The sequence below is a fragment of the Duganella sp. HH101 genome (genome assembly GCF_001758795.1).
GTDB lineage: Bacteria > Pseudomonadota > Gammaproteobacteria > Burkholderiales > Burkholderiaceae_D > Rugamonas > Rugamonas rivuli.
This window is the reverse complement of record NZ_LRON01000015.1, coordinates 89,413-106,537: the sequence shown is the minus strand read 5'-3', so window position 1 is coordinate 106,537 and position 17,125 is coordinate 89,413. Positions and strand designations below refer to the sequence as shown.

13 protein-coding genes are annotated in these 17,125 nt (G+C 65.1%); 8 read left to right on the top strand and 5 right to left on the bottom strand.

Annotated features, from left to right (window positions below):
• Positions 1-148: 148 nt before the first annotated feature.
• Positions 149-1,885, bottom strand: coding sequence for a methyl-accepting chemotaxis protein (locus DUGA2_RS34835; protein ID WP_070271632.1), 1,737 nt, complete (start codon positions 1,883-1,885; stop codon positions 149-151).
• A gap of 217 nt (positions 1,886-2,102) precedes the next feature.
• On the opposite strand from DUGA2_RS34835, the gene DUGA2_RS22170 reads away from it, so the two are divergent.
• Positions 2,103-4,718 carry a DUF1631 family protein gene (locus DUGA2_RS22170; RefSeq protein WP_070271631.1) on the top strand — a complete coding sequence of 872 codons (2,616 nt, stop codon included), beginning with the start codon at positions 2,103-2,105 and terminating at the stop codon, positions 4,716-4,718.
• Between the two features lie 56 nt (positions 4,719-4,774).
• Here the strand turns inward: DUGA2_RS22170 and DUGA2_RS22165 are convergent, their stop codons facing one another.
• The 3 genes from DUGA2_RS22165 to DUGA2_RS22155 are packed head-to-tail and all read right to left on the bottom strand — an operon-like array spanning position 4,775 to position 6,332.
• Positions 4,775-4,999 (bottom strand): addiction module protein, encoded by a 225-nt coding sequence (locus DUGA2_RS22165; RefSeq protein ID WP_070271630.1) that lies wholly within the window; start codon positions 4,997-4,999, stop codon positions 4,775-4,777.
• A 31-nt stretch (positions 5,000-5,030) separates the two neighbouring features.
• Entirely contained in the window at positions 5,031-5,687 is a 657-nt protein-coding gene (locus DUGA2_RS22160) for a LysE family translocator (protein ID WP_070271629.1), read from the bottom strand.
• Between the two features lie 21 nt (positions 5,688-5,708).
• Positions 5,709-6,332: a glutathione S-transferase family protein gene (locus DUGA2_RS22155; RefSeq protein ID WP_070271628.1), complete on the bottom strand. Its 624-nt coding sequence runs from the start codon at positions 6,330-6,332 to the stop codon at positions 5,709-5,711.
• 144 nt (positions 6,333-6,476) lie between these two features.
• Here DUGA2_RS22155 and DUGA2_RS22150 point away from each other — a divergent pair, with 144 nt between their 5' ends.
• The 7 genes from DUGA2_RS22150 to DUGA2_RS22120 all read left to right on the top strand — a co-directional run bounded on the left by DUGA2_RS22150 (position 6,477) and on the right by DUGA2_RS22120 (position 16,655).
• Positions 6,477-7,106 (top strand): phosphatase PAP2 family protein, encoded by a 630-nt coding sequence (locus tag DUGA2_RS22150; protein WP_008449337.1) that lies wholly within the window; start codon positions 6,477-6,479, stop codon positions 7,104-7,106.
• Positions 7,107-7,198: 92 nt separating this feature from the next.
• Positions 7,199-10,726: a chromosome segregation protein SMC gene (gene smc / locus DUGA2_RS22145; protein ID WP_071658960.1), complete on the top strand. Its 3,528-nt coding sequence runs from the start codon at positions 7,199-7,201 to the stop codon at positions 10,724-10,726.
• A complete protein-coding gene (locus DUGA2_RS22140) occupies positions 10,723-11,880 on the top strand; it encodes a cell division protein ZipA C-terminal FtsZ-binding domain-containing protein (RefSeq protein WP_070271626.1) in 1,158 nt (385 codons plus the stop codon). The genes smc and DUGA2_RS22140 overlap by 4 nt, the downstream gene beginning before the upstream one ends.
• Positions 11,881-11,892: 12 nt before the next feature.
• The gene (gene ligA / locus DUGA2_RS22135) at positions 11,893-14,229 is read left to right on the top strand and encodes an NAD-dependent DNA ligase LigA (RefSeq protein ID WP_070271625.1); all 2,337 of its coding nucleotides are present in this window, start codon (positions 11,893-11,895) and stop codon (positions 14,227-14,229) included.
• 15 nt (positions 14,230-14,244) lie between these two features.
• Positions 14,245-15,147 (top strand): UTP--glucose-1-phosphate uridylyltransferase GalU, encoded by a 903-nt coding sequence (gene galU, locus DUGA2_RS22130; RefSeq protein ID WP_070271624.1) that lies wholly within the window; start codon positions 14,245-14,247, stop codon positions 15,145-15,147.
• Positions 15,144-15,680 carry a peptide deformylase gene (gene def / locus DUGA2_RS22125; protein WP_070271623.1) on the top strand — a complete coding sequence of 179 codons (537 nt, stop codon included), beginning with the start codon at positions 15,144-15,146 and terminating at the stop codon, positions 15,678-15,680. Before galU ends, def begins: the two co-directional genes overlap by 4 nt.
• Positions 15,681-15,689: 9 nt before the next feature.
• Positions 15,690-16,655: an ion channel gene (locus DUGA2_RS22120; RefSeq protein WP_070271622.1), complete on the top strand. Its 966-nt coding sequence runs from the start codon at positions 15,690-15,692 to the stop codon at positions 16,653-16,655.
• A gap of 12 nt (positions 16,656-16,667) precedes the next feature.
• Here the strand turns inward: DUGA2_RS22120 and DUGA2_RS22115 are convergent, their stop codons facing one another.
• Entirely contained in the window at positions 16,668-17,090 is a 423-nt protein-coding gene (locus tag DUGA2_RS22115; protein WP_070271621.1) for a hypothetical protein, read from the bottom strand.
• Between the last annotated feature and the right edge of the window lie 35 nt (positions 17,091-17,125).

The following is a 17,125-nucleotide window of genomic DNA, read 5'->3' as shown; positions in this document are numbered from 1 at the left end:
TTACGAAAGTGAAAGAACGTGCTCGCCAGAACCGCGCCGGCACTTGCATTCCGTCGCGTTTTTGGTATCGCAATGATGCGTGTTCGATCCGCTGATCGCTATCGGATTTCGTCTTGGTGGCATGTAGGAGCACGCCTTGTTGCTCCCCTCAGAACTCTTCCCACTCGACTTCCTTGCCGCCTTGCGCCGGACGCACGGCGGGCGCGGGCCTCCGCTGCGGCCCCGGCGGGGCGGGCGCGCGCCGTCCGGCGGCGCTGCCGCCCGCGTGCGTCATGTGCTGTGCCGGCGGGGCCAGCACGGCGGCAAGAGACAGGGGGCCGGCCGGCGTCGGCGACGGCGCATCGCCATCGCCGGAAAACACGCCGACCGCTTCCTTCAGCCTGGCGGTCTCTTCCTGCATCGCGGCCGTCGCGGCGGCGGCCTGTTCGACCAGCGCGGCGTTCTGCTGGGTGGCCTGGTCCATCGCCGCCACCGCCTGGTTGACCTGCTCCAGCCCGGCGGTCTGCTCGGCGCTGGCGTCGGCGATCTCGCCGATCAGTCCGGTGACGCGCTTGACGCTGCCGACCACCTCGTCCATCGTATTGCGCGCCTGGTCGGCCAGTTGCGTGCCGCGCGCCACCTTGTCGACCGAATCGGCGATCAGCTCCTTGATCTCGCGCGCGGCCGCCGCGCTGCGATGGGCCAGGTTGCGGACTTCCGACGCCACCACGGCGAAGCCCCGTCCCTGTTCGCCGGCGCGCGCGGCCTCCACCGCCGCGTTCAGCGCGAGAATGTTGGTCTGGAAAGCGATGCCGTCGATCACGCCGATAATCTCGGCGATCTTCTTCGAGCTGTCGTTGATGGACGCCATCGTCCCCACCACCTGCTCAACGTCGGCGCCGCCGCGCAGCGCCACGGCGGACGCCGACAGCGCCAGCTGGTTGGCCTGCATCGCGTGCTCGGCGTTTTGCTTGACGGTGGCCGTCAGCTGCTCCATCGACGAGGCGGTTTCCTCCAGCGACGCGGCTTGCTGCTCGGTGCGGGTCGACAGATTCAGGTTGCCTTCGGCGATCTCGCGCGCGGCGCCGTCGATGGCGCGGGCGCCGTGCCGCACTTTGCCGATCATGCCCAGCAGGCTGTCGTTCATATGCTGCATCGCTTGCAGCAACCTGCCGGTCTCGTTGTTGGAGGTGTCGCCGATGCGGGTGCCGAGGTCGCCGCTGGCGATGCGCTGCGCCGCCTGCGTCGCCCGCTGCAACGGCGACGAGATCGAACGCGCCAGCCACAACACCAGCAACGCGCCGCCGAAGACCGCCACGCCCAGCGTGCCCAGCGTGATCAGCCGGGAGCCGTCGTACAGTTCGTCGGCGCTGCGCGCCGCTTGTTGGCTGCCGGCCAGTTGCGCCGCCAGCAGCTTGTCGAGCTGGCCGTTCACCGTGTCCAGCGCCTGCTGCGAACGGCCCTTCAGCAAGGCCTTGGCCCCGTCCAGCTTGCCGTCGGCGGCGAGGGCCATCATGCGATCGTGCTCGGCGCTGTAGTCCCCGGCCAGGCGCAGCAACTCCGTACCCTGCGCCTGTTCCGGCGTCCCGGCCAGCAGGCGCGTCAGCTGGCCAGCGTTGCTGCGCAAGGCCGCGCTGGCCGCGGCCAGCTTGCGGTCGGCGTCGGCGATGCTGTCCTTGTCGGCCAGGACCACATGCTCCAGTTTGCGCACCTCCTGCAAATCGTTGCGCAGCGACAGCACTGCTATGGTCTGAGGCAGCCATTTGCCGGACAATGCCGAGGAGGCGTCGTCGATATGGCCCATGCGGGCCAGGGCGCTCAGGCCCAGCAGCGCGGTCAGGGCGAGCAGGGCGGCGAAGGCGGCCAGCAGCTTGCTGGACGTTTCCAGGTTATGCAGGAATTTCATGGCGGGTTCTCGGCGGCGGCGGCAGGAATTTGTTATGTTAGGGAAACTTCAACCTTGTCCTTTGCGCCCCGTCAATGCTGGGTTTCATGCCATAAAAGTTGTGGGAAAACAGAAAAATACGCGAAATATTGCACAGTCTTTCCTTTCCGGTATTGCCTTGTGGAAAGAATGTGCAAGAATGGCGTAAACAGACTCTCCTATCACAGCAGGTAACACCATGGTTGCAACTTCCACAACGTCCGCAGCGCCGAAAAAGCCGGTCTCGCCGCGGCATGCCTTGTTGGAAGAGTTGATCGGCATCGCCACCAGGCATGCGGGCGACCAGTACCTGGACCTGGCCAACAAATTGGCCGGCGCGCTGATCGACGCCACAGGCGGCGACCCGCGCACCATGCAGCAGCGCATACGCGCCGGCAATCAACTACGCAATCGCAACTTCGCCTTCCTGCACCTGGCCTCCAGCACGCTGGAGAAGGCGCTGCGGCGCGAGATCGCCGAGCTGTCGCCTGCGGTCAAGGGCGCGCCGCGCGCGAGCGAACAGCCGCTGTCGCTGGTGCCGTTCGAGGAAATGGACAACAAGGTGGCGCTAGGCGGCGTCAGCAAGCCGTTCGAGAGCCTGTATGCCGACCAGTTGCAAACGTTGAACGTGCGCCTGGCTTTCCTGTTGGATCGCGACATCTTGCGCATCAGCCAGAATCCTTTCCGTCCCGAGGTGTTCCTGGTGGCGTTGCAGCAAGCCTGGGTCGAATTCGATACCGAGGCCGACGCCGCGCCCTTGTTGCAGCCTTTGATCAAGCCGGGCATGTTCATCGAACTGGGGCCGATGCTCGATGCCTTGAACCTGGCCTTGCAGAGCAAGGGTGTGTTGCCGGGCTCGGTGGACGGCTACCAGGGCCGCAAGACGGACAAGCCCAAGGCCGCGGCGCCGTCGCGCGTGCGCGGCAACCAGGCGGCGCTGGCGCAGCAGTTGCGGCAGTTCTTCGCGTCCAGCGATGTGGAGGGTTCGGCTGCCGGCGAGATCGTCGACAACATCGCAGGCGGCCTGTTGCAGGGCGTGGATTTGAGTATTCCGGATTTGCCGTTGTCGGCATTGAATTCCGGTGCGGTGTGGGTGCCGAAAGCTGGCGAGCAGGGCGGCGCTACTGCTGTCCCGGTTTCGGGCGCGGCCGCGCAACACGCCGCGTCGCACGCCGTTGGGCCGTCTGCTGCGGGTGTGTTGATGGCTGCCGGTTTTGCCGCTGGCGCAGCTGGCGTGCCGGCCGTCGCCGCAGGTGGCTTCCTGCCCGCCGTGCCGGGGCAGGGGGCTGGCGGCGTGTGGGTGCAGGGACCGGCGCAAGGCTTTGTGCCTGGCGCCTTGAGCAACGAAGACGCGCAACGCCTGTCGCAGATCGGCGCCAAGCAGCCGCTGCTGGCGTATCTGGCGCAGTTGCAAAAAGCCGTGCCTTACGAATCCATCGGCACGCTCGGCGCGGTGGCCGGCGTTGGCGGTGCATCGCCGCCGTCAGCACATGCCGCCGATGGCGCTGCTGCGCCCGCAACGGCAGGCGCGGCTGGCGGCAACGTCTTCTACCTGCCGAACATCAAAGCCAGCATGCCGCGGGGCAGCCTGTCGCGCACCGACGAGAGCACCATCGATCTGTTGTCGGCGATCTTCGACACCGTCTTCCGCGACCAGAACATCTCGCAGGAAATCCGCGACCTGATCCGCTTCCTGCAAATCCCGGTGTTGAAGGCCGCGCTGGTCGATAAAAACTTCTTCTTCCAGGAAGCCCATCCGGCGCGCCGCCTGATCGACCTGCTGTCGCGCATGGGTTGGGAGCAGCGCAAGGGGCCGGAAGATCCGCTGTTCCAGGCCATGCAGCGCAGCGTCGACCGCGTCGGCCGCGACTACGATCACGAGCTGTCGGTGTTCACCGAGGCGGTCAATGAGTTGGAGGCATCGATCCAGGCCGAAGAGCGCGCCGCCGCCGCCGCCATCGCCGAGCCGGTCGCCGCCGCGCTGAAGCAGGAGAAGATGGCCGAGTCGGGCAAGCTGGCCAGGAACGCCGTCGCGCTGCGCATCGGCACCGGCGAAGTGATCGCCGTGGTTGAAGCCTTCCTCGAACAGCGCTGGGTATCCGTGTTGACCATCGCCTACAGCATCGAGGACGACAAGCCGGGCGCCGTCAACAACGCCACCAGGACCATGGACGACCTGATCTGGAGCGTGCGCCCCAAGCTCAACGCGGACGACCGCAAGCAGCTGATCGCCAAGCTGCCGGTGCTGCTGAGCACGCTGAACAAATGGCTGGATATCATCAAGTGGCAGGACGCCGACCGCCTGCAATTCTTTGCCGAGCTGGCGGAGTGCCACGCCTCCATCGTGCGTGCGCCGCTGGAGATGTCGCCGGAGCGTCAGCTGGAGATATCGATGCAGGTAGCGCAGCAGGCCGCCGAACGGCGCCTTGAGCTGCAAGCCAAGGCAGAAGCCGCCGCCCGGGCGGAAGCCGAAGCGCGCGCGTTACAGCAGGTGGATCCGGAAGAGGAAGACGCCGCCATCGAAGTCGACAGCCTGACGCGCGGCATGTGGCTGGAATTCGAACAGGACGATGGCGGCAGCCGCAAGGTCAAGCTGGCCTGGATCAGTCCGCTACGCACGCTGTACATCTTCTCGACGGCGGCGCGGCAGGAAGCGTTCTCGATGTCCGGCGAGCAGCTGGCGCAGCGCTTCCGCGAGCAGAGCGTGCAAGTGGTGCGCAGCGAAGGCGTGGTCGCCGTCGCCCTGTCGCAAGCGCTGGCCCGCAACGCCGACAACGACGCCTCCATCGACCCGCCGGCTTCGGCGTTCGGTTAAAGCCATCTCGGCGGCGTCCTGCAACTCCGTGAGAGCGGGCGGGACGATGACCAGTTTCATTTCAAGTTCTTGCGCACTTGAGCCAGTGCCTCGGCCATTGGAATAGTTTGTTCGATGCCGTTTTCTATGTCGGCGATGCGCCGCTCAATTTCAATGGTCCAAGCCTCGTCAAGGCCCGCATCTTTGCTCAAGCTTGCTTGCAATAGTTGCTCAAACTCCATACGTTCGCGCGTATCGAGTTTGAGCGCTTCAGCTACCAGGGTTTTAAAAGCGGCATTCATGGACTGGATTCTACCGCCGTTTGCCGCGAGCTTATTTCGAGTTCGTCAACGTCAGCAGCGCGCCGCCCATGCCGACGAAGATCACGCCGGTGGTGCGTTTGGCCAGGCGGGTGCGGGCGATGCTCTGCTTGACGCTGCGCTTCAACCACGACGCGCACGCGACGTAGAAGAAGTGCGACAGCAAGGTGCAGCTGGTGAAGGTCGAGGTCAGCAACAGGAAGCGCACCGGGTCCACGTGATCCGGCGGCATGAATTGCGGGAACACGGCGGTGAAGAACAGGATCGCCTTGGGATTGGACACCGCCACCAGCAGGCCGCCGCGGAAGGTGCTGAAGCGGCTGGCCTCAACCGCGCCTGGCGCCGCTTCAGCCGTTGCGGCCGCTTCGGCAGTTGCCGTCACCAGGCCCGCGCTGCGCCAGGCCTTGATGCCCAGGTAAATCAGATACGCCGCACCAGCCACCTTCAACGCGCCGAACGCCAGCGCCGACGTCTTCAACAGCAGGCCCAGGCCGGCCACCGCCGTCGTCGCCACGATGAACACACCCAGCGCGTTGCCCGCCGAGCTGTAGAGGGCCCGCTTCGCGCCCATGGTGGTCGCGGTCGAGATCGCCATCAGCACACCCGGCCCCGGGCTGAACGCCGCCGCCAGGGAAACCGATAAGAACAACAGCCAGGTCGATACAGTCATTGCTAAACTCCAAAAAGATTGTCAGGGCAGGCCGTTACAGCCATGGGTGCGAAAACCTTCGCGCTCGCTCAAACGGGAAAACCAGGCGTCGACGGCGGCAAGATCCGGCCGCGCCATCGGCACCGCGCGCCAGCGGTTGGCCGACAAGCCGAGCACGATATCGGCCAGCGTCGTCGTCGCGCCGCAGACGTAAGGCCCGCCGGCCGCCAGCTGCGCGTCCAGCATGGCCATCAGACGGTTCCATTCCGCCACGCTGGCCGCCAGCGCCGCCGCATCGCCATGTGCCGGACTTTGCCGGACCAGGGCCATGAAGGCATAACGCCAGGCGTTGTTCAACTCGGTCGCCTGCCAGTCCATCCACTTTTCCACCTGCGCCCGCGCCATCGGCCCGGACGGCAGCAGGTCGGTGCGGCCGTGCTTGCCCGCGAGGTAGCGGCAGATGGTGTTCGATTCCCACAGGCTGTGCCCGTCGTCGATGATGACCGGCACCATGCCGTTGGGATTCATGCGCAGGAAGTCGGGCGTGGCGGTCGGCAGGAAGCCGCTGCCATACTGTTCCAGCTGGTAGTCCAGGCCGATTTCAGCGCAAGTCCACAGCACTTTGCGGACGTTGATGGACGAGGATTTTCCAAGAATGATGAGCATGAGCAAGAGTATGCCACGGCCCGCCGACACGCGTCGGCCACGGCGAAATCCAGCGCGCACTGTTGTTGCATAGCAATTTTCGATAGAATGCGCCCGCATGTGTTTTAATGATGCGGTGCAAAAACAACGATAGGGCGCTTTTAGATGATGATGTGGTGGCACGGTTTGAGTATTACGGGGAGTCTGGCAGTCACCGGGCCGATAGGCATCGCCATCGCTGTTTGGCTGTTGGCCGGCAAGTCCTGGCGGCTGACGGCCGCCTGGTGCGCGCTGTTCGGCGTCGGCATGGCGCTGGTGGTGGCCACCAAGATGGCCTTCGTCGGCTGGGGCATCGGCGTGGAATCGGTGGAATTCGCTGGCTTCAGCGGCCATGCCATGCGCGCCGCCGCCGTGTTCCCGGTCGCGTTCTTCCTGGCGTTCCGCTCGTCGTCCGTGGCGCTGCGCTGGTTCGGCGTGCTGGCCGGCACGGCGCTGGCCGTGCTGATCGCCATTTCCCGCGTCTACGTCCAGGCCCATTCGGTGTCGGAGTCGGTGACGGGTTGCCTGCTCGGTCTGCTTGTGGCGGCCGTGTTCATCTGGTACGCCAGCACCGAGCACCACCTGGCGCTGAGCCGCCTGCTGGTGGTGTTCTGCATCCCCATTGTGCTGATTGCGCCGCGCGTGGAGCCGGTGCCGGCGGAAATGTGGATCACCCAGGCCGCGCTCTACCTGTCGGGCCACGACAAACCTTACACCCGCGCCATTTGGCGGGAACCCAAATCCCCGCTACGATAAGCGCACGCTCCGCCATGACGCGTTTTCGGCCTGATTTGATGCGCAAAATGGTATTATTGTGAACTTTTCCAGCCCACACACCAGATAACAACGTGCGTCTATCTTCCATCAAATTGTCGGGATTTAAGTCTTTCGTTGATCCCACCAATTTCCAGGTACCGGGTCAGTTGGTTGGCGTGGTGGGGCCCAACGGTTGCGGCAAGTCGAATATCATCGACGCCGTGCGCTGGGTGCTGGGCGAGTCCAAGGCTTCCGAGCTGCGCGGCGAGTCCATGCAGGACGTGATTTTCAACGGCTCGACCCACCGCAAGCCGGCCGGGCGGGCGTCGGTCGAGCTGGTGTTCGACAACAACGACGGCAAGGCCTCCGGCCAGTGGGGCCAGTATGCCGAAATCGCCGTCAAGCGCACGCTGACGCGCGACGGCACCTCGACCTACTACATCAACGGCCAGCCGGTGCGCCGGCGCGACATCCAGGACATCTTCCTCGGCACCGGCCTCGGTCCCCGCGCCTACGCCATCATCGGCCAGGGCATGATCAGCCGCATCATCGAATCGCGGCCGGAAGAATTGCGCGTGTTCCTGGAGGAGGCCGCTGGCGTTTCGAAGTACAAGGAACGCCGCCGCGAAACCGAAAACCGTCTGCACGACACCCGCGAGAACCTGCTGCGCGTGGACGACATCCTGCGCGAGCTGAACTCCAACCTGGAAAAGCTGGAAGGGCAGGCGGCCGTCGCCACCAAGTTCCACCAGCTGCAATCGGACCAGGAAGAAAAGCAGAAGCTGCTCTGGCTGCTGCGCAAGATCGAAGCCGAGAACGAGCAGAAGAAATACTTCCGCGAGATGGAGCAGGCGCAGAACGACCTGGAAGAACAGACCGCCAAGCTGCGCAACGTCGAGCTGTCGCTGGAGCAGATGCGCCAGGCGCACTTCTCGGCCGGCGACCGCCTGCACACGGCGCAGGGCAGCTTGTACCAGACCAACGCCGAAATCGGCAGCCTGGAAGCGCAGATCAAGTTCGTCATCGAATCGCGCAGCCGCTTGCAGGCGCAGCTGGCCGCGCTGACCGCGCAGCGCGACCAATGGCAGAACCAGGCCAGCGAGTACGGCGGCCAGATCGAGGAAGCCGAGTTCACGCTGGAAGAGCTGTCGGCCAAGGTCGAACAGTCGCAGATGATGGCCGAGCAAAAAGCCGAGTCGCTGCCGATGCTGGAGCAGGTATGGCGCGAGGCGCAGACCAAAAGCACCGAATCGCGCGCCCGCATCATGCAGGCGCAGCAGCAGCTGGAGCTGGAGTCGGCGCACCAGCGCAACGCCAACAACATCCTCAACGGCCTGGCTGTGCGGCGCGAGCGTCTGCAACAGGAAAAGAGCGGCCTTAATCTGCCGGACAGCGCGCACCTGAACAACCTGCGCTTGCAACTGGAAGAAAAGCAGCAGGCCCTGGAAGAGCAAGGCTTCCTGCTGGAAGAGGCGCTGGAGCAGCAACCGCGCCTCGACGAGGAACGCCAGGCCGCCCAGCAGCAGGTCAACGCCGAAACCGCCGCCAACGCCCAACTTGAAGCGCGCTTGAACGCGCTGCGCCAGTTGCAGGAGCGCGTGCAGACGCAGGGCAAGGTCACGCCATGGCTGCAAAAGCATGAACTCGATACGCTGCCGCGCCTGTGGCAAAAACTGAACATCGAATCCGGCTGGGAGACCGCGCTGGAATCCGTGCTGCGCGAGCGTACCTCGGCGCTGCAGATGTCGAACATCGAATGGGCCAAGGCCTTCTTCAGCGATGCGCCGCCGGCCAAGCTGGCGCTGTTCGCGCCATCCACCGCCGTGCCGCCTGCTCCGGTGGAAGTGGCGGGCCTGAAGCCGTTCCTGAATCTGCTCAAGCTGAACGATCCAGGGCTGCGCGGCCTGCTGCAGGATTGGCTGCACAATGTCTACATCGCCGAGGACACGGCCGAAGCCTTCGCCGAGCGCGCCAAGCTGCCGGCCGGCGCCTGCTTCGTCACGCGCCAGGGCCACGCCGTCACGCAGGGCAGCGTGCGTTTCTACGCCGCCGACTCGGAGCAGGACGGCATGCTGGGTCGCCAGCAGGAAATCGACAACATCACCAAGCAGCTGCGCGCGCAGCAGATGCTGGCCGACGAGGCGCGCGCCCGTTCGGTGCGCGCCGATGCCGCCGTCGCCGAGTTGACGCGCCGCCTGACCGAGTACCGCGCCAAGCTGCAAAGCCTTCAGCAGTCGGTGCACACCTTGCAGCTGGACGTGGTCAAGCTGTCGGAGATCGAAGCGCGCTTCAACCAGCGCAGCAACCAGATCGAAACCGACCTGGCCGAAATCGCCGCGCAGGAAGAAGAACAAACCCAGATCAAGATGGAGTCCGAGGAAAAGTTCGAGCAGCTCGATATGGAGCTCGGCAACCTCCAGGGCGACCACGAGGAAGGCCAGACGCTGTTCCTCGAAAAAGAGCAGCGCCTCGCCGACGCCCGCGAAGCCTTGCGCGACCTGGAACGCGCCGCGCAGGAAGCGCAGTTCGCGGAGAAGTCCCAGCGCAGCAAGATCGAAGAATTCCGCCGCTCGATCGCCACCGCGACCGCGCAGGTGGCGCAGGTCACGCAAAGCCTGGAAGCGGGGCAGGCCGAACTGGCCAATCTCGAATCCGGCCAGGCCAACGAAGGCTTGCAGGACTTGCTTGACCGCCGCACCGGCCAGGAAAAAGCGCTGTCCGACGCGCGCCATGAACTCGACCAGATCACGCAGCAGCTGCGCATGTTCGAGGAAGGCCGCATGTCGACCGAGCGCGCCCTGCAACCGCAGCGCGACAAGATCATGGAAATGCAGTTGAAGGAACAGGCGGCGCGCCTGAACCAGGAGCAGTTCGCCGCGCAACTGGCCGAGGTGCAGGCCGACGAGGCGGCGCTGGCCGAGAAGCTGCATCCCGATATGAAGGCTTCGTACCTGCAAGGCGAAGTCACGCGCCTGACCAATGCGATCTCGATGCTGGGCGCGGTCAACCTGGCGGCGCTGGACGAGCTGGCGACGGCTTCCGAACGCAAGAACTTCCTCGATGCGCAGAACGCCGACTTGAACGAGGCGATCAACACGCTGGAGGACGCGATCGCGCGCATCGACAAAGAGACCCGCGATCTGCTGCAAGACACTTTCGACCGCGTCAACGGCCACTTCTCCGAACTGTTCCCGATCCTGTTCGGCGGCGGCCAGGCGAAGCTGATCATGACCGGCGATGAAATTCTCGACTCCGGCGTGCAGGTCATGGCCCAGCCGCCGGGTAAAAAGAACGCCACCATTCACCTGTTGTCCGGCGGTGAAAAAGCGCTGACCGCAACGGCGCTGGTGTTCTCGATGTTCCGACTTAACCCGGCGCCGTTCTGCCTGCTCGACGAGGTCGATGCACCGCTGGACGACGCCAATACCGAACGATTCTGCCGGATGGTCAAGCGCATGTCTGACCAGACCCAATTCCTCTTCATTTCGCACAACAAGATCGCGATGGAGATGGCCAATCAACTGATCGGTGTGACGATGCAAGAGCAGGGCGTATCGCGCATCGTGGCGGTGGATATGGAATCCGCCGCAAACTTCGCTTCCGAGGCACAAGCAGCATGACAGACCTTCAAATGAGTTTGATCGGAATCGCCGGCGTATTCGTCGCCGGCGTTTTCACGTACAACAAGATCCAGGAATACAAGGCCAAGAAGAGCGTCGAACGCGCCTTCTCGACCGACCATGACGATGTGCTGATGCGCACCGGCGACACGCCGCCTGCGTCCGGCGCGCGCCATGAGCCGACGCGTCAGGAGCCGAGCTTCTCGCTCGACAGCGCGGCGCCTGGCGTGGCCGGTGGCGAAGCCTCCGCCGCAGCGTCCGCGCTGGGCGCGGTCGCCGCCGAATTCGAGACCGACGCCGACCCGACGGCGCCGCCGGCCGCGCCGCGCGCCAACAGCGTGACGCCGGCCGCCGAGCAGGCTACCGCGCTGGTCGACCCGCTGATCGATTGCCTGCTGCCGCTGGCGCTGGAAGGCGCGGCGCGCGGCGACAAGCTGCTGCCGGTGCTGCAAACGCTGCGCATGGTCGGCAACAAGCCGGTGCATTACATCGGCCTGGCCGTCAGCGGCGACTGGGAGCCCATCGTCCATGGCGGCGTCTACACCAAGCTGCAAGGCGGCGTGCAGCTGGCCAGCCGCAGCACCGCATTGAACGAACTGGAATACTCGGAACTGGTCACTCGCCTGCGCGCCATGGCCGACGAAATCGGCGCCGAGCCGGAAATCCCGGACATGATCGAAGTGATGGCCGAGGCGCGCAACCTGCACCGCTTCGTCGCCGGCCACGACGCGCAGCTGGGCGTCAACCTGCAAACCAATGGCGCGCCGTGGGCCATCTCCACGCTGCTGGGCGCGTTGGAGAAGCAGGGCTTCGACGTGCGTCCCGACGGCCGCTACGTGATGCCGGACGGCGAGGGCGGCCATCTGTTCTCGCTGTCGACCAACGTCACGCTGGCTGAAGAAACCACGCCGCGACTGACCTTGCTGCTGGACGTGCCTTGCGTGGCTCCGGCCCGCGACGGCTTCGGCGCCATGGTCGCCTGCGCCAAATCGCTGGTGGGCCGCCTGGACGCGACCATCGTCGACGACTACAACCAGCCGCTGTCGGACACCGCCCTGTCGGAGATCGCCGGCCAGGTACAGGACTTCTACGCCGAGATGAACGACGCCGATATTCCGGCCGGTTCCATCCGCGCGTTGCGTTTGTTTAGCTAGTAGGAAGCAGTAATGACCGAAGTAGATTTTAAAGCGCGCATCGAGTCGTTGAGCGCTGAGCTCAACAAGCACCTGCACGCCTATCACGTTGAAGACGCGCCCACCATCCCGGACGCGGAGTACGACAAGCTGTTCGTCGAGTTGCAAAAGCTGGAGGAAGCGCACCCGCAGTTCGCGCTGCCCGATTCGCCCACCAAGCGCGTGGGCGCGGCGCCGTTGCCGCAGTTCGACCAGGTCACGCACACGGTGCCGATGCTATCGCTGAACAACGGCTTCACCGACGAGGATATCGAGAACTTCGACCGCCGCGTGCGCGAAGGCCTGGATGCGGCGGCCGCCGTCGAATACGCGGCCGAAGTCAAATACGACGGCCTGGCCATCAACCTGCGCTACGAGAACGGCCTGCTGGTGCAAGCCGCCACCCGGGGCGACGGCTATACCGGCGAGGACGTCACCGCCAATATCCGCACCATCCGCACCATCCCGCTGCGCCTCCTCACGCCGACACCGCCGGCCGTGCTCGACGTGCGCGGCGAGGTGCTGATGTTCAAGAGCGATTTCGAAGCGATGAATGCGCGCCAGCGTGAAGCCGGCCAGAAGGAATTCGTCAATCCGCGTAACGCGGCGGCGGGCAGCCTGCGCCAGCTCGATTCGCGCATCACCGCCTCCCGCAACCTGAGCTTCTTCGCCTACGGCGTTGGCGCGCTGGAAGGCGCGGAGATGCCGCTGTCGCACTCCGCGCTGCTGGACTGGTACCGCACCATGGGCCTGCCCGTCGCGAAGGAAGGCGCCGTGGTAAGGGGCTACGACGGTTTGATGGCCTACTACAAACAGATCGGCGAAGCCCGTCCGACCATGCCTTACGAAATCGACGGCGTGGTCTACAAGGCCAACCTGCTGCAGGACCAGCGCACGCTGGGCTTCGTGTCGCGCGCGCCGCGTTTCGCGCTGGCGCACAAGTTCCCCGCCGAAGAAGCGCTGACCACCGTGCTGGCGATTGAAGTGCAGGTCGGCCGTACCGGCGCCATCACGCCGGTGGCGCGGCTGGCCTCCGTGTTCGTCGGCGGCGTCAACGTCACCAATGCCACGCTGCACAACGAAGACGAAGTGCGCCGCAAGGACGTGCGCATCGGCGACACCGTCATCGTGCGCCGCGCGGGCGACGTTATTCCCGAAGTGCTGTCCGTGGTCCTGGAGCGCCGGCCGTCGCCGGAGCCGGAAGCCTACGTGCTGCCCAAGACCTGCCCTGTGTGCGGCTCGCACGTCGTGCGCGAAGAGGGCGAGGCGATTGCCCGCTGCTCGGGCGGTTTGTTCTGCTCGGCCCAGCGCAAGGAGGCGATCCGCCACTTCGCCGGCCGCCGCATGATGGACATCGAAGGCCTGGGCGACCGCTACATCGACAACCTGGTCGAACATGGCCAGGTCCAGCGCGTCGCCGACCTGTACGCGCTCAAGCTGGAAGACCTGCTGGAGATGAAGCGCCTGGCCGACGAACGCGAAGGCACGACGCCGGAGACTGTCGCGCAGGGCAAGATCGCCACCAAGTGGGCGGACAATCTGCTGGAGGCCATCGCCGCCAGCAAGAACCCGCCGCTGGAGCGCATGCTGTTCGCGCTCGGCATCCGCCACGTCGGCGAGTCGACCGCCAAGACGCTGGCCGAATGGCTAGGCCGTTTCGATCTGATCCGCCGCGTGCCGGCCGCGCTGCTGCGCGTGCTGCCCGATATCGGCGGCATCGTCGCCGAATCGATCGCCGACTTCTTCGCCGAACCGAAAAACCAGGAAGCCATCGACGCCTTGCTGGCCGCCGGCGTCGCACCGTCCGGCGAACATGCGCCGAGCGCCAAGCTGCGCGAGAAGCTCGACACCGTCAAGCTGATGGCCGCGCTGGGCATACCGAAATTGACGGAACCACGCAGCAAGCAGCTGGTCGAACAGGAAGTGACGCTGGAAGTGCTGGCGCACCTGCCGGTGTTCACCGTGTTCGGCCTGCCGGCAGGCGTGGCCGAAGCGCTGGAAGCGTGGATGGCGGAGCCTGGCCACCGCGAGCAGTTGATCGCACTGGACCAGTTGCGCAAGGATCTGCTGGCGCAGCTGCCGGAGCAGGCGGCCGAAGGCCCGCTGACCGGCAAGACCTTTGTATTGACGGGCACTCTGCCCAACCTCAGCCGCGATCAGGCTGGCGCCATGATCGAAGCGCAGGGCGGCAAGGTATCCGGCTCGGTATCCAAGAAAACCCATTACCTGGTTGCCGGGGCCGATGCCGGCAGCAAGCTGGCCAAGGCCCAGGAACTCGAAGTCACCATACTGGACGAGGCAGGCCTGCTGGCGCTGCTGGAAGCCAGATAAAACAAGATAGCTATCATGTCCAAAATCAGAAAAGCAGTGTTCCCGGTCGCCGGTCTTGGCAGCCGTTTTCTCCCAGCGACCAAGGCGCAGCCGAAAGAGATGCTGCCCATCGTCGACAAACCGCTGATCCAGTACGCGGTGGAAGAGGCGGTCGCCGCCGGCATCACCGAAATGGTGTTCATCACCGGCCGTAACAAGCGCGCCATCGAGGACCACTTCGACAAAGCCTACGAACTGGAAGCGGAACTGGAAGCGGCCGACAAGAAAGCCTTGCTGGAGCTGGTGCAGAACGTCATTCCCAAGAACGTCAACTGCATCTACATCCGCCAGTCGGAGCCGCTGGGCCTGGGCCACGCGGTGCTGTGCGCGCGTCCGGTGATCGGCGACGAGCCGTTCGCCGTGCTGCTGGCGGACGACTTCATGGACACCGCCGACGGCGTCAAGCCGGTGCTGGCGCAGATGACCGACCTGTACGCCTACGAGCGTTGCAGCGTGCTGGCGGTGCAGGAAGTGCCGCGCGCCGCCACCCGCCAGTACGGCATCGTCAGCGCCTCGGCCTACCAGCCCAAGCTGGAACTGGTGCACGGCATCGTCGAGAAGCCGGCGCCGGACGTGGCGCCGTCCACGCTGGCGGTGGTGGGCCGCTACGTGCTGTCGGGCCGGATCTTCCAGTACCTGGAAAACCTCGGCACCGGCACCGGCGGCGAGATCCAGCTGACCGACGGCATCGCCGCGCTGATGAAGGATGAGCGCGTGCTGGCCTACCGCTACGACGGCCAGCGCTACGACTGCGGCTCCAAGCTGGGCTACCTGAAGGCGATGACGGCGATGGGCCTCAAGCATCCCGAGACCGGCGCCGAGTACTGCCAGTTCCTGCGCGAGATGCAGTGCGAGATCAACGGCGGAGGCATCAAATGACCGTCCGCGAAATCCTGAAGATGGGCGACCCGCGCCTGCTGCGCGTGGCGGAGCCGGTGACGGAGTTCGACACGCCCGCCATGCGCGAGCTGATCGCCGACATGTTCGACACCATGCACGCGGCCAACGGCGCGGGCCTGGCGGCGCCGCAGATCGGCGTCAACCTGCAACTGGTGATCTTCGGCTTCAAGCAGAACGCGCGCTATCCCGATGCGCCGCAAGTGCCGGAAACGGTATTAATCAATCCGGTGCTGACGCCGCTCTCCGACGACAAGGAAGAGGGTTTCGAAGGCTGCCTGTCGGTGCCCGGCTTGCGCGGCAGCGTGCCGCGTTTCGTCAAGCTGCGCTACGAAGGCGTGGACCAGTTCAGGCAGCCCATCTCCCGCGATGTTGACGGCTTCCACGCGCGCGTGGTGCAGCATGAGGTCGACCATCTGCTCGGCGTGCTGTACCCGATGCGCATCGCCGACTTTTCGAAGTTCGGCTTTACCGAGGTGATGTTCCCCGACCTCGATCCCAACGACGACGATTGAGGCCCGGCCATGAGTGAAGGTCCGGTGCGCAAGCCTGCGCAGAAGGTGGTCCGTCCGCGGGTCGGCAACGACCGCGGCGTGTTCCGCATGGGGACTTCGCAGATCAAGCGGGTCGGCCTGGGCCGCCCGCATTGGGGCGACATCTACCACTGGATGCTGACCCTGAGCTGGGCGCATTTCTTCCTGCTGGTCGGCGCGCTGTATCTGGTGACGAACCTGGCGTTTGCGCTGGCGTTCTACCTGGTGCCCGGTTCGATCTCCAATGCGCGGCCCGGCTACTTCCCGGACGCGGTGTTCTTCTCGATCGAAACGCTGGCCACCGTCGGCTACGGGTATATGAATCCCGGCTCGACCTATGGCCACATCGTCGCCTCGACCGAAATCCTGCTAGGCATGGTGGAAGTGGCGGCGGTGACGGGGCTGTTGTTCGCCCGTTTCTCGCGGCCGACGTCGCGCATCATGTTTTCCGACGTCGCCGTCATCACGCCTTTCAACGGCGTGCCGACGCTGATGCTGAGGACCGGGAATGAACGCGGCAACCTGATACTGGAAGCCTCGGTGCGAGCCACGCTGATACGCCGCGAGACCACGCTGGAAGGGCAGATCTTCACGCGCTTCTACGACCTGCAACTGGAGCGCGAGCATTCCGGCGTGTTCGCGCTGACGTGGACCATCCTGCACAAGATCGACGAATCGAGCCCGTTCTGGGGCAAGTCGCAGGAGGACCTGCACAATGAAGGCGCGACCTTGTCGGTGGCCGTTTCCGGCACCGACGACACACTCAACGATTTCGTCCACGCGCGCCAGACCTACGCGGCGGAGCACATCTTCTTCAACCACCATTTCGCCGACATCATGTCGGACAAACTGGAGGGCAATGTGCGGATACTGGACTACAGCAAGTTCCACGATATCTACCCGGACGGCTCGGCCGGCGGCAGCATGCCCGGCGCGGCGCTGGCGCATCCGGGTTAAGAGGGAAGGGCGTCAGCCTGCGCCCAGCAGGTCGCGGGAGTTCAGCAACGCGTAGACGATATCGGGGTGGTTGTGCAGGCAGCGCCGCACGGCGGCCGGCACCTGCTCGCGGGTCTTGCGGCACAGGCCTTGCTGCTCCGCCAGGCGTATCTGCAAGCCCATCACGGTGCGCACGCCGTTCAGGCTGGGGGTGATGGTCAGGCGTATGCCCAGCTGCTCCAGCATGCGCTGCTCGATGCGGCCCAGCTCTTCGAAGCTGGCGATGTTCTCTATCCTGGCGATCAGCAGTTTTTCTTCGTCGCGGGTGAGGCGCAGGATGCGGATGTCCGTGTCCTCGGGCGCCTGGTCCCACTGTTCCAGCAGTTCGTCGCGCCGGCACTCGCAGGCGCCGGGCGGGCATTCTTTTCGAAGCTGGAAGGGCAGTGCTTGAGGCATGGCGAAACAGTTCGGCTGATTAGGGCGACAATTCG